13 protein-coding genes are annotated in these 12,762 nt (G+C 69.3%); 9 read left to right on the top strand and 4 right to left on the bottom strand.

Annotated features, from left to right (window positions below):
- The first annotated feature begins 16 nt into the window (after nt 1-16).
- Together ACIBTU_RS02665 and ACIBTU_RS02660 are read left to right on the top strand one after the other, a co-directional pair.
- Complete coding sequence (locus tag ACIBTU_RS02665; RefSeq protein ID WP_399124220.1) at nt 17-799, top strand: IclR family transcriptional regulator; 783 nt, start codon at nt 17-19, stop codon at nt 797-799.
- 355 nt (nt 800-1,154) lie between these two features.
- Entirely contained in the window at nt 1,155-2,645 is a 1,491-nt protein-coding gene (locus tag ACIBTU_RS02660; protein ID WP_399124057.1) for an alpha/beta hydrolase family esterase, read from the top strand.
- Nucleotides 2,646-2,757: 112 nt separating this feature from the next.
- Here ACIBTU_RS02660 and ACIBTU_RS02655 read toward each other — a convergent pair whose 3' ends face one another.
- The gene (locus ACIBTU_RS02655) at nt 2,758-3,219 is read right to left on the bottom strand and encodes a MarR family winged helix-turn-helix transcriptional regulator (RefSeq protein WP_399124056.1); all 462 of its coding nucleotides are present in this window, start codon (nt 3,217-3,219) and stop codon (nt 2,758-2,760) included.
- Nucleotides 3,220-3,328: 109 nt separating this feature from the next.
- Here ACIBTU_RS02655 and ACIBTU_RS02650 point away from each other — a divergent pair, with 109 nt between their 5' ends.
- Complete coding sequence (locus ACIBTU_RS02650) at nt 3,329-4,252, top strand: alpha/beta hydrolase (protein ID WP_399124055.1); 924 nt, start codon at nt 3,329-3,331, stop codon at nt 4,250-4,252.
- 90 nt (nt 4,253-4,342) lie between these two features.
- On the opposite strand, the gene ACIBTU_RS02645 is transcribed toward ACIBTU_RS02650, so the two are convergent.
- A complete protein-coding gene (locus ACIBTU_RS02645) occupies nt 4,343-4,843 on the bottom strand; it encodes a cupin domain-containing protein (protein ID WP_399124054.1) in 501 nt (166 codons plus the stop codon).
- A gap of 115 nt (nt 4,844-4,958) precedes the next feature.
- Here ACIBTU_RS02645 and ACIBTU_RS02640 point away from each other — a divergent pair, with 115 nt between their 5' ends.
- Complete coding sequence (locus ACIBTU_RS02640; RefSeq protein ID WP_399124053.1) at nt 4,959-5,855, top strand: LysR family transcriptional regulator; 897 nt, start codon at nt 4,959-4,961, stop codon at nt 5,853-5,855.
- A gap of 33 nt (nt 5,856-5,888) precedes the next feature.
- Here ACIBTU_RS02640 and ACIBTU_RS02635 read toward each other — a convergent pair whose 3' ends face one another.
- Entirely contained in the window at nt 5,889-6,143 is a 255-nt protein-coding gene (locus ACIBTU_RS02635) for a hypothetical protein (protein ID WP_399124052.1), read from the bottom strand.
- A 385-nt stretch (nt 6,144-6,528) separates the two neighbouring features.
- On the opposite strand from ACIBTU_RS02635, the gene ACIBTU_RS02630 reads away from it, so the two are divergent.
- On the top strand, nt 6,529-6,705 hold the full coding sequence (locus tag ACIBTU_RS02630) for a hypothetical protein (protein ID WP_399124051.1): 177 nt from the start codon (nt 6,529-6,531) through the stop codon (nt 6,703-6,705).
- Nucleotides 6,706-6,979: 274 nt separating this feature from the next.
- Nucleotides 6,980-8,221 (top strand): ricin-type beta-trefoil lectin domain protein, encoded by a 1,242-nt coding sequence (locus ACIBTU_RS02625; RefSeq protein WP_399124050.1) that lies wholly within the window; start codon nt 6,980-6,982, stop codon nt 8,219-8,221.
- A 112-nt stretch (nt 8,222-8,333) separates the two neighbouring features.
- On the opposite strand, the gene ACIBTU_RS02620 is transcribed toward ACIBTU_RS02625, so the two are convergent.
- Nucleotides 8,334-9,491, bottom strand: coding sequence for an ROK family protein (locus ACIBTU_RS02620; protein ID WP_399124049.1), 1,158 nt, complete (start codon nt 9,489-9,491; stop codon nt 8,334-8,336).
- 149 nt (nt 9,492-9,640) lie between these two features.
- Here ACIBTU_RS02620 and ACIBTU_RS02615 point away from each other — a divergent pair, with 149 nt between their 5' ends.
- Genes ACIBTU_RS02615 through ACIBTU_RS02605 form a run of 3 tightly spaced genes read left to right on the top strand, consistent with a single transcriptional unit; the run spans nt 9,641 to nt 12,722 of the window.
- Nucleotides 9,641-10,927 (top strand): ABC transporter substrate-binding protein, encoded by a 1,287-nt coding sequence (locus ACIBTU_RS02615; protein WP_399124048.1) that lies wholly within the window; start codon nt 9,641-9,643, stop codon nt 10,925-10,927.
- 3 nt (nt 10,928-10,930) lie between these two features.
- Nucleotides 10,931-11,890 carry a carbohydrate ABC transporter permease gene (locus ACIBTU_RS02610; RefSeq protein WP_399124047.1) on the top strand — a complete coding sequence of 320 codons (960 nt, stop codon included), beginning with the start codon at nt 10,931-10,933 and terminating at the stop codon, nt 11,888-11,890.
- Entirely contained in the window at nt 11,880-12,722 is an 843-nt protein-coding gene (locus ACIBTU_RS02605) for a carbohydrate ABC transporter permease (RefSeq protein ID WP_399124046.1), read from the top strand. Before ACIBTU_RS02610 ends, ACIBTU_RS02605 begins: the two co-directional genes overlap by 11 nt.
- The last annotated feature ends 40 nt before the right edge of the window (nt 12,723-12,762 follow it).

The raw sequence follows: 12,762 nt of genomic DNA, 5'->3' as shown, positions 1-12,762 counted from the left end.
CGACCGAGGGAGCCCCATCGTGTCCGCCCCCACCGCGCCCCGCTCCCCCGGCGGGGCGCAGGCAGTGCAGCGCGCTCTCGACGTCCTGCACTGCTTCCATGACAACGGGCCCGACCTGAGCGCGTCCGAGCTGGCGCGGCGTCTCACGCTGCCCGTGTCCACGGCGCACCGACTGGCCCGCACGCTCCTGGGCGCGGGCTTCCTCGAACAGGACGTCCGCACGTCGCGCTACCGGCTCGGCCCCGCCGTCACCGAACTCGGGCGACTCTCCTACCACCAGCGCGGGCTGCACCTCGCCGCGCCGGAACTCGCCGACCTGGCCGAGCGGACCGGCGCGACCGTGGACCTGGCGCTGCGCAGCGGCCCGCACGCGGTCATCGTGGCCGGCGGCTCGGTGACGCCGAAGGTCGGCCTGCGCAGGCCACTGCACTCCACCGCGCTGGGCAAGGTCCTGCTGGCCTGGGCGCGCCCCGGCGAGGCCGAACTCGCATCACTGCCGCCGCTGCGCTCCTTCACCGACCGCACGATCGTCGAACCGTCCGCGCTGGAGGCCGAGTTGAGGCGCGTCCGTCACGACGGGCACGCATGGAACGACGGCGAGTCGGCCCAGGGCGTACGGACACTCGCGGTACCGGTTCTCGACCGGGCGGGACACGCACGGTTCGCGCTCGCCGTGCGCGCCACCCCGGAGCTGATCACGGACGAGCACGCCGACCGCTGCCTGGACCGGGCACGCGCGTGTGCCCGCGCCCTGGAAGTCCTGCTGCTGCCACCTGAGGAACGCAGGCAGGACCCATAAGTGTGGGCGTGGCGGTGAAGGAACGCTGCTTCTGTCCCTGGTGCTCTGCGTGGACCGAATTCGGATACGACCCGCGCGAGGTCTCGCGGCCGCAGTACGGCTACACACCGTGGGCGCAGCCTGCGAGGCGCGAAAGGGGGCGATTGCGTTCGACCTTCGACCGTGAACTCCCCCTCACTGTTAGCCAGTTCACCGCCCAGGCCATGGACGCCCGACACACTGAACCTCCGTCAATCCTGGCTGTCCGGCCCATGTCGGCGCGAGCGGGCCGGACCACATGATGCAACGCCACAGCGGCGGCACGAACCGCCGCCGCGGTGTCATCTGCTTCCCTCCCCCACGGAAGGCATCAGCCATGGGACAGCTGTATCCCTCGATCCGCCGCGCCCCAAAGAGCCGCCGCACCTTCGGCGGCATCCGCCGCTGGCTCATCGCGGCCGCGGGCGCTCTCGCCCTGACGGGTGGCCTGACGGCCGTCGGACCCCAGGCCTCGGCCGCGGGCCTGACCCAGGTCACCGGCTTCGGCTCCAACCCCGGAAACCTGTCCATGTACACCTACGCGCCCGACACCCTGCCGGACGACGCGCCTCTCGTCGTCGCCCTGCACGGCTGCACGCAGAGCGCGAGCGACTACTACGCCCACTCCGGCTGGCCGAAGTTCGCCGACCAGTACAAGTTCGCCCTGGTGCTCCCCCAGACGACCAGCGCGAACAACGCGAACTCCTGCTTCAACTGGTTCGATTCGGCCGACAGCACACGCGGCAACGGCGAGGCCCTGTCCATCAAGCAGATGGTCGACACCGCCGTCGCGCGCTACGGAAGCGACACCCGCCGCGTCTACATCACCGGCCTGTCCGCCGGCGCCGGCATGACCGCGAACATGCTCGCCGCCTACCCCGACGTCTTCGCGGGCGGCTCCATCGACTCCGGGCTCCCCGCCTCCTGCGCGACCAGCGTGTCCGCCGCCTACACCTGCATGTACAGCCCGCCCGACAAGACGCCCGCCCAATGGGGCGACCTCGTACGCGCCGCCGCACCCGCCGGCACCACCCACTGGCCCCGGGTGGCGATCTGGCAGGGCACCTCGGACACCACCGTCGCACCGGCCAACGCGACCGAACTACGCGACCAGTGGACGAACGTATGGGGCATCGGCCAGACTCCGTCGCGCACCGAGAGCCTCTCCGGCGGCACCACGCTGAGCGAGTACGACGACGCCTCCGGTGAGCCCGCCGTCTCGGTCTACTCGATCTCCGGCATGGCCCACGGCCTCGCGGTCGACCCCGGCAGCGGCGCCGAACAGTGCGGCACCACCGGCACCTACTACCTCGACACCATCTGCTCCAGCTACCACACCGCCCGCTTCTGGGGGCTCGACGGCGGCAGCAGCGGCCAGCCCCCGGGCACCCTGCCCGCGCCCACGGGCCTGACCGTCGACGGGACCACCGACACGACCGTGAACCTGACCTGGGACACGGTGGCCGACGCAGCCTCCTACAACGTCTACCGCGGTGGCACGAAGGTGGGCGCCACGACGTCGGCCTCCTACACCGACACAGGCCTGACCACCGGCTCCACGCACACCTACACGGTGGCGGCCGTGGACGCTGCCGGAGCGGTGGGGACCGTCTCCTCCTCGGTGACCGCGACCACCACCGGCTACACACCCACCTGCACCACCGCGAACAACTACCAGCACACCGCCGCCGGCCGCGCCTACCAGAGCGGCGGCCAGACCTACGCCACGGGCTCCGGCCAGGCCATGGGCCTGTACAACACGTTCATCACGCACACCCTGAAGCAGACGTCACCCGGCTACTACGTCGTCGCGGACGCCGGCTGTTAGTACTGCAACGGTGCTTGTGGTGACTGATGGCCAGGTCGGGCAGCGCAACGCGAACAGACCGAGCACTTCATCGGCGCCTGGTGACGTCATGGTCGTGACGACCCAGCGATGCTCAGGCAGTCACGCTGCTCCCTGGTTGGCCTTGGCCGTCCGCCTCGAGGTTCGCGCGGAGAGTGGCCAGGGTGGCGGCGAGGGTTTTGCGGTCGGCGGCGGAGACCGTCCGCGTCAGTGAGACGAGCGCGCTCTCCACCACGGGCCGGGACGCTTCCAGCACCTTCTCTCCCTCGGGCGTGAGGCGCAGCACCGAGGATCGGCGGTCGTGCGGGTGCGCGACGCGTACGCACCAGTCGGCGGCCACGAGCCGGTCGACGGCCTTGCTGGCGGCTCCCACCGTGATCGCCAGCTCGGCCACGATGTCGAGTACGCGGCACCCGTCCACCCGGTCGATGATCTGCAGGAACTCGAACTGGCCGAGTGTCAGACCGTGTTCGGCGCGCAGGCGGGCGCCGACCGCGTTGTAGAGCCGGGTCTCCACGCGGACGAGGTCTAGAAAGAGGGGGGTGACGTGGCTCACAAAACCTCCAATAGATTCCCAGGAATCATCTTCCCCGGAAGGTAGTTGGACACGAGCAGATGGATTCCGAGGAATCCATCCTCGCATCCCGACCCGATGGAGGCCCGCCATGTCCCGACAGCAGCGCCAAGCCCTGGACGCACTGCTCCGCTCCGTCCCGCGCAGCGAGACGCAGCCGACCCCCGCCGAGCTGCGCGCCGGCTTCGCCGCGGCGATGACGCGACCGGCGCCGGACGGCGTCGCCCTCCGCAGAACCGTCCTGGGCGGGCGGCCCGCCCTGGAGCTGGAGCCGGCCGGAGCGACCGAACGCGGTCGGCTGCTCTATCTCCACGGTGGCGGATACGTCATCGGCTCCCCGGACACCCACACCGGCCTGGTCGGTGAACTCGCCGTCCGCACCGGACTGCGAGCCATCTCCGTGGACTACCGGCTGGCTCCCGAACACCCCTTCCCCGCCGCGGTCGACGACGGACTCGCCGCCTACCGCGACCTCCTGGCCACCGGCACCGATCCGCGGGACATCGTCATGGCCGGCGACTCGGCCGGCGGCGGCCTCACCATCGCCACCCTGCTCGCCGCCCGGGAGGCAGGACTGCCGCTGCCCGCCGCCGCGATCGTCTTCTCGCCCTGGGTCGACCTCACCCTCTCCGGAGCCAGCATGCGCACCAAGGAAGACGCCGACCCGATCTTCACCGAGGCCGATGTGCGCGCGTACGCGGACCACTACATCGGCGCCGGCGACCCGAGCCACCCCCTGGCGAGCCCGGTCTTCGCCGACCTCTCCGGCCTGCCCCCACTGCTCGTACAGGTCGGGGCGAACGAGGTCCTCCTCGACGACTCGGTGCGCCTCGTCGCCCGCGCCGGCGCGGCCGACGTCGAGACCACACTGGAGATCGGCTCCGACCTCCCCCACGTGTACCAGAGCGAGCACGGGCGCCTCGACGAGGCGGACGCCGCACTGGACCGCGCCGCCCACTTCCTCAGCTCCCACCTCCGCACCCCGGCCGAGGCCGGCCGCACACAGGAACGCTGACGGATCCACACCTGTCCAGGACGAGCACGGCAGCCGACCACGGTGAATGCTCACAACTCAGCGTCCGGGCTTGCCCTTCAAGGTCCGGTCTCAGACGAAGAAGCTGTCATGACGGACGAAGAACTCCGCACGCTCCTTCTCACTCAGCCCTGCCAGCTCCGTGACGCCCTCGAAGTAGTCCTCTCGGGGCGCGCCGGGTGCGAAGAGCATGAGCATGGAGGCCGGTTCGCCGGACTCGTTGCGGAAGGCGTGCAGGCCGCCGACCGGCACGTACAGGTAGTCGCCGGAGGTCGCGTCGACCCAGCGGCGGCCGTCGAACAGCCGCATGGTGCCGGACAGGATGAAGAACGACTCCGACATCGCCTTGTGGAAGTGCGTGCTCGGCCCACTGGCCTCCGGCCCCATGTCCACCCGGTACAGGCCGTACTCGCCGTTGGTCGAGAGCGTGGTGGACAGGTAGTGGAACGCCGTGCCCTGCGAGACAGCAGGGTCGGCGGGCTTCGCGACGAAGTCCGGCGCCGTGCTCGCGGGCCGGAAACCGGCACTGACCTCGCCGTGTTCACCGAAGTAGCGCGGGTCGGGGTAGGACATGAGATTCCCTTCGGGTGCTGAAGTCGTGACCAGCTTCGCCACCGCAGTGACCTGGAACAACACCGATCCGCTGAAGTACCGTGCAGTCCGGCTGAACGATCGGGGAGCGCAGAGCATGGAGCGACAGGAGCTGGAGGCATTCCTGACGCTGGCCGAGGAACTGCACTTCGGGCGCACGGCCCACCGCCTGGGTCTGTCGGCCGGACGGATCAGCCAAGTCATCCAGACGCTCGAGCGCCGCGTCGGGGTACCGCTGTTCGAGCGCACCAGCCGTCGTGTCACCCTCACCCCGGTCGGCGAACGGCTCCGCGACGACCTCCTGCCCGCACGCCGGATCATCGACGAGGCACTCGCCCGCGCGGTCGCCGCGGGGCGCGGCATCACCGGCTCCCTGCGGATCGGCTACTCCAGTTCGATGGCAGCCAACCTGCTGCTCAAAACCATGGAGACGTTCCGCACGGCCCATCCGGACTGCGCCGTGACGATCCAGGAGATCCAGCTCTCCGATCCCTACGGACCGCTGCGCAGCGAGCAGGTGCACCTCCAGGTCACCGAACTGCCCGTGGACGAACCGGATCTGGAAGCCGGACCCGTGCTCTACACCTCCGCGCGGGCCCTCCTGGTCTCCAGCTCCCACCCCCTGGCCCGACGCGAGGCGGTCTCGCTCGAAGACCTCGCCCACGAAACGCTGCTGACCATCGGCGGCGCGGTCCCCCAGCACTGGCTCGACCACAACTTCCCCCGCCGGACGCCCTCCGGCCGCCCTATCCCGCAGGGCCACGCGGCGATCTCCTGGCAGGAGATCCCCTTCCTCGTCGCCGCGGGGCAAGGCGTCTCCCTCGCCTGCACCGAAGCCGAGCCCCACTACTCCACACCCGGCGTCACCTGGATCCCGGTCCAGGAACCCCTCCCCTGCCACTTCGCCGCCATCTGGCCCAAGCACAGCATGAACGCCCGCGTACGGGCCTTCCTCGAGACACTGCACAACACGGCACCGGCGGGGCGCCGGTAGGTACGGGAGGCCGAACCGGCACCAGTTTCACGGTCAGAGTTCGCCCCGGCGTGCGAACTGCTGCACCGCGTTCTCCCGAACGATCTCGTTCGCGTCGTCGCGCAATTCCTCGAGGGCTTCCCGGGCGTCCGTGCCGGGAAGGGCGCCGAGAGCCCAGATCGCCTTCACCGCAAGTGCCCGGTTCTCGTCCCGGTCCAGGTGCTCGGGTACCCGCAGCAGCCGGAGCGCCAGGGCCCCACCGTCGGACTCGCCGAAGTGCGCGAGCACCTCGTCGATCGCCTGGCGCATCGGTGTCCGTCGGAGAGGGGCTCGGAGAGTCCGTGTCCGACGGGCTCGGCGTCGGGGTGCTCGGGCAGGTCAGGTTCAGGTCAGCGCCGGTGACGCTTTCCCCGCCGCTGGTGTCGACCGTACGGGACACGGTGGACGGGTCGTAGGCGTCGGACGTCGTCCTCACCTGGTAGCGGCCGGGTGCCACGTCGATGAAGGAGTATCCGCCCTGATCGTCCGCGGTCGTGGTCACGGGTCGGCCGTCGGCACCGAGGACCGGCTGCCCGTTCTCGTCGAGCAGTTGCACCTCGAGCCCGGCGGGTGTGCCGCAGTCGGACGTGAATGAACCTGCGATCTGCGAGGACAGCGACGAGACCACAATTGATAGACGGGGAAGCCGCTCTTCATGGCGAAGGTCAGGGTGATGCTGGTGACCGGGACGGTCGGCTGGAATCATCCGGACGCACCGTTGGTGTCCGTACCGTTGCCGGCGACCGTGCTGGTAGCCGGGTCCCAGGTCGGCGCGTCGGTGTCCGTGCCGACCTGGCCGCACACGGACGGCTTCGGCGTCGACAGACAGTAGTTGAAAGCGCCTTGCCAGCCCAGCTCCTCCGCCGTCAGCGGCTGTCCGTCGGCTCCGGTCGCCGAGACCTTGACGCTGTCGCGCCTCGGCCAAGCCTTGGCCCCGCCCCGCGATTGGTCCAGACAAAAACCTTGACGCCCCCCTCGCCGCTTCCTAGCTTCAACTAGTGAAGAAAGCGAACCCCCCACAGGTTCCGGCCCGGTTTCCCCTGGCGCATGTTTGGCATGCCCATGGCATTTCCAGGCCGGCTCTCACGGAAGCGATGTGATGCACCGTGCGCGCCCCATGGAGACTCCGACTGATCGGCGCGGCAGCGGCCGTCATCTGCGCCGGCGCCACCCTCGTCCCAGCGAGTGTGGCCGGCGCCGCACCCGCCGCCCCGGCCACCGCGACGCTCGCGGCCGACTTCACCGACGACTTCGACGGCCCGGCAGGCTCCGGGGTCGACACGTCCAAATGGAGCCAGGAGACCGGCGACAACAACGGAAACAATCACGAACGCCAGTACTACACACCGGGCGCGAACAACGCCGCGCTCGACGGCAACGGCCACCTGGTCATCACGGCCAGGAAGGAGAACCCCTCGGGCTACCAGTGCTGGTACGGAGCCTGCCAGTACACCTCGGCCCGCATGAACACCTCCGGCAAGTTCAGCGCACAGTACGGACACGTCGAGACCCGCATGAAGATCCCGCGAGGTCAGGGCATGTGGCCCGCCTTCTGGATGCTCGGCACCGACATCGGCAGCGTCGGCTGGCCGGGCTCCGGCGAGATCGACGTCATGGAGAACATCGGCCGGGAGCCAGGCACCGTCCACGGCACCCTGCACGGCCCCGGCTACTCGGGGGCGGGCGGAATCGGCGCCGGATACTCCCTGGCATCGGGAGCCTTCGCCGACGCGTTCCACACCTTCGCGGTCGACTGGGCGCCCAACCAGGTGTCCTGGTCCGTGGACGGCCACGTCTACCAGACCCGCACCCCGGCCGACATCGGAAGCAATCAGTGGGCCTTCAACAAGCCGTTCTTCCTCATCCTCAACCTCGCGGTCGGCGGCGACTGGCCCGGCGACCCCGACGCCTCGACCTCCTTCCCGCAACAGCTCGTCGTGGACTACGTCCATGTCTCGACCAGCAGCACCGGCCAGGCCGTCAAGGGTCTGGCCGGCAAATGTGTGGACGTCCAGGGCGCCTCGACGGCCAACGGCACCCCGGTCCAGCTCTACGACTGCAACGGCACCGCCGCCCAGCAATGGTCATTCAGCGGCAGCCAACTGCGCGCCCTCGGAAAGTGTCTGGACGTGACCGGCGCCAGCACGGCGAGCGGCGCGAAGCTCCAGCTCTGGGACTGCACAGGCGGCGGCAACCAACAGTGGACGTACAACGCCACCTCCCACGACATCGTCAACCTCGCGGCGAACAAGTGCATGGACGTCACCGACAACAACACGGCCAACAGTGCCCCACTCCAAATCTGGGAGTGCAGCGGCAACGCCAACCAGAAGTGGACCATGTCGTGACCCACCAGCGGCCCCGACCACGTCGAATCGGCATCGCCGTTCGCGGCGTCGCGATCGACCGATGAGGAATGGGGCAGACCCATCGTCCCGCGCCACTACTTGAAAGCACACGCTAGGCCCTGGTGATCGCCCCGCTGCGGGCGAGCAGCAGGCAGGCCGCGCCTCGCGCGTGCTCCGTGTCCCGCCACGGTGACACGGTGATCTCCAGGTCCCGCAGCGGCTCGATCGCCCCGGCGACGGCCGCGGCGGTGAAGGCCGGGCCGAGGTGGGGCCACAGCACGAGGCCCTCGCCGATCACCTTGACCGCCTTGACGGCGAGGATGTTGACGACGCCGGCGACGCTGCGTCCGAGCAGCTCGCCGGCCTCGCCGAGGACGGCGAGCACCGCCGGCTCCCCCCGTTCGGCGGCGTCGGCCAGCGCGGAGAGCCCGTCGCCCGCTCCGAGCCCGACGCCGGCGCGGCGGGCACCTTCCAAGAGTGCCGTCTGCCCGACGAAGGCCTGCAGACAGCCGCGGTTGCCGCAGTTGCATCGCGGCCCGGTCCGATCGACCGGCAGATGCCCGAACTCGCCCGAGAGTCCGTCCGCGCCGCGCTGGACGCGTCGCTCCAGCACGACTCCCATACCGAGTCCGTCACCGATGCCGACGACGAGGAAGTCGTCGTGATCGCGGCCCATGCCGAACAGCAGCTCGGCCGTCGTGCTGGAACGAAGGTCGTTGTCGACGAGAACGGGCATGGGCAGGGATCGTCCGAGCTCCGCGGCCAGCGGCAGATCGTGCCAGTCCATGATCGCGGAGAGCCGTACGACGCCCGTTGCCGGATCCACCATGCCGGGGACCGCGACGCCGACTCCGCGGATGGGCGTCGTGTTCCGTCGCGCCTCGATCTCCTCCCGCAGCACCCGGGTGAGCAGGGGGACGGGTGACTCCGCCACCCGCAGAGGGAGACGGAACTCGTCGGTGACCTGCCCGTCGAGCCCGACCACGACGCCTGCGAGATGGTCGACGGCGACGCGCAGGCCAAGGACATGGGCGGCGGTCGGGACCAGTTGGAGCGGGACCCGAGGACGGCCCTTGCCGGAGGAGGCGTGGGGCTTCAGTTCGCGGATGAACCCTTCGCCGATGAGCCGCCGGGTGTGGTCCGTGACGGTCGCGGCACCCACCCGCAGCTGTTGGGCGATCTCCGCCCGGCTGAGCGGCCCGGCCGCCCCGAGCAGCGCCAGGATCTCGGTCCGGATCAGATCCCCGGGTGCCGGTGGTTGTGCCTGCACACCATCCCCATTTCCCCTGTGAGTGCGTCGAGTTGGCACCCTTGACGTCCGATCTTTGCACCTCTACCGTCCCAATTTACTCGGACCCGAAAAAAATGCTCAGTCACTTCCCCCTTCCCCTGTCGGGCATCAAATGAGGAGGTCAGGACATGCGCTTGCGTGCCGTGCAGTGGGCCGGCGTCGCGGCGGCGGGAGCACTCGTCGCACTCGCCGGGTGTGGAGGCTCGTCCGGCGAAGGATCGGGAGGATCGAAGAAGTCGGATGGATCGGTCACGCTGAGCTGGCAGATGTGGGCCGCCGGAGCCGACGAGGAGAAGCAGCTGAAGCACCTCGCGTCCCTCGTCACCCGGGAGCACCCCGACATCAAGCTGGACCTGAAGACCGCCCCGTTCAAGGACTACTTCACCAAGCTGCAGACACAGGCCGCGGGCGGCGACCAGCCGTGCATCGTGAGCATGCAGAGCCTCCGCCTGTCCGGCTTCACGGACCTCATGGAACCGCTGGACTCCCTGCTGAAGGACGGCGCCGGCACGGACGGATTCGAACCGGCCGCGCTCGAGGCCCTCCAGTGGCAGGGCAAGCAGTACGCCCTGCCGATGGACCTCGCCAGCATGCTCATGTACTACAACAAGGACGCGTTCGCGAAGGCGGGCCTCGCCGAGCCGAAGACGGGCTGGACCGTCGCGGATTTCGAGAAGGCGGCGAAGTCGCTGACCAGGAACGGGAAGACGGGCTTCGGGCTCTCCTTCTCCGACCTCCCCATGCTGACCATGGCGCTGACCTACAACGGCGCCCGCCCCGTCACCACCGACGGCAAGGCACAACTCGACGACCCGGCGATGGTCAAGGCCTTGACGTGGTACTCGGGTCTGGCCACGAAGGACAAGGCGGCGAGCGTCCCGGCCAGCTCCAGCGACGGCGGATGGGCCGAGACCCAGTTCGTCAACGGCAACGCGATGATGGCCGTCGACGGCACCTGGAATCTCGGATCCACCTCCAGCCAGGCGAAGTTCAAGGTCGGCGTGGCGCCGATCCCCGCCGGTCCCGACGGTTCGAAGACCTACGTCGCCAACTCCGGCTTCGGCGTCTCCAAGAGCTGCGCCTACAAGAAGGAAGCGGTCAAGGCGCTCTCCGTGCTCACCGGACCCGAGGCGCAGAACTACCTCGCCGGGCAGGGCCGCGTCTCCCCCGCTCGCACCGCGGCGCAGCCCGCGTACGAGAAGTTCCTCACCCAGCAGACCGGCGGGCAGACGAAGACGGTGAAGGCCGGGATGAACGCCGTCCGCGACGGCCTCGCCGGCGGAGAGCCGTTCGTCGGAACCAAGAACTGGGACGAGGTCAACACCCTGTTCAGCCAGTACCTGCTCGAGGCCTACACAGGGTCGACGTCCGCCGACGCGGCGCTGACGGCCATTCAGAAGAAGGCGGAACGCTGACCCGTGGCGACACCACCGATCGAGCAGAGCACCCGGCCCGCGCCCGGCTTCGCCGCCCGGCCGCGTCGGGACCGGGGCCGCCACGGCAGCCCCCGTCGCCGGGAACGCTGGTACGCCTACGGCTTCCTGTCCCCCGGGGTCCTCGGACTGACCGTCTTCACCCTGTTCCCGGTGGCGATGGCCGTCGTGATGAGCCTGTACCACTGGCCCATCTTCGGCGAGCGGTCCTTCCTCGGACTCGACAACTTCCGCTACCTGCTCCTCGAGGACCCCGGCTTCCTCGTCTCCGTCCGCAACACCTTCGTCTTCACCGCGCTGTTCCTGCCGCTCAACGTCGTGCTCTCCCTGGCCCTGGCGTTCTGGATCTCCAACAGCCGCTGGCAGCACGTGTTCCGGGTGCTCTTCTTCATTCCCGCGATCACACCGATGGTGGTCAACGCCGTGATCTGGAAGATGCTCTACCAGCCCCAGGGCGTCATCGCCCAGTACCTCGACAGCTGGTTCGGCATCACCGCCCCGAACTTCCTCGCCGACTCCGGCACGGCGATGATCTCCGTCGTCGTCATGAGCGTCTGGCAGGGCATCGGCTACAACCTCGTCGTGTTCTCGGCCGCCATCGACGAACTGCCGCGCTCCGTGCTCGAGGCGGCGGAGATCGACGGGGCCCGGGGTCTGACGAAGTTCCTGCGCGTCCAGCTGCCGCTGATGTCGCCCGCGGTCTTCTTCGTCACCACCATGACCATGATCACGTCGATGCAGGTCTTCACTCAGACCTACATCCTCACGAGGGGAGGACCAGGAGACTCGACGGTGACGATGGTGCAGAACGTCTACGAGAACGGCTTCGTCTCGCGCGACCTCGGTGTGGCCGCCGCGGGCGCGTGGCTCCTCTTCGCCGTCATCCTGCTGATCACCGCCGTGCAGTTCCTCGGCCAGAAGCGGTGGGTGCACTATGAGCACTGACAGAGTCCGCTGGACCCCGCGCAGTGTGGTCTCCCATGTGCTCCTCGTGGCAGTGACGATGCTGTTCCTCGCACCGGTCGTCTACGCCGTGGCCGCCGCGCTCAAACCGCCGGGCGAGACCTTCGCCGACCCGACCTCGCTCACCGGCTCCCACCTGCGCTGGCGGAACTTCGCCGAGGTCTTCGACTACCTGCCGTTCCAGCGGTTCATCCTCAACGGACTGCTGGTGGCCGCCGTCGGCACGCTCGTCGTCCTCGCCGCCTCCTCACTGGGCGCCTACGCCTTCGCCCGGCTGAGGTGGCGCGGCAGGGACGGCCTCTTCCTGGTCTTCCTCGCGACCCTGATGGTGCCGCAGGAGGTGCTGGTGGTCCCCATGTTCATCCTCATGCAGGAGTTCGGCTGGGTGAACAGCTACCAGGCGCTCGTCTTCCCCTGGGCCTTCACCGCGTTCGGCACGTTCCTGCTGCGGCAGTTCTTCCGCGGAATCCCGTACGAGCTGCAGGAGGCCGCCACCCTCGACGGCTGCTCGCCCCTGCGCACCTTCCGCTCCGTCATGCTGCCGATCGCCCGCCCCGCGCTCAGCGTGCTCGCGGTCTTCACCTTCATCGGCTACTGGAACAGCTTCCTGTGGCCGCTCATCATCGTCAACGACGTCAGCGCGCTCGGCACCGTGCCGCTCGGCCTGGAGCTGTTCTTCGGACAGAACGGCAACCAGTGGCATCTGGTGATGGCCGCCTCCGTCATCTCCCTCGTCCCGACCCTTCTGCTGCTCATCGCCCTGCAGAAGCACCTGGTGAAAGGCATCGCCGCCACCGGCCTGGCAGGCCGCTGACCCCTCACGCCGCGGACCCGGCCGGGCCGGCCGGACGCGG

The organism is Streptomyces sp. NPDC050145, assembly GCF_044460245.1.
GTDB lineage: Bacteria > Actinomycetota > Actinomycetes > Streptomycetales > Streptomycetaceae > Streptomyces.
This window is presented reverse-complemented; position numbering and strand designations above follow the sequence as displayed.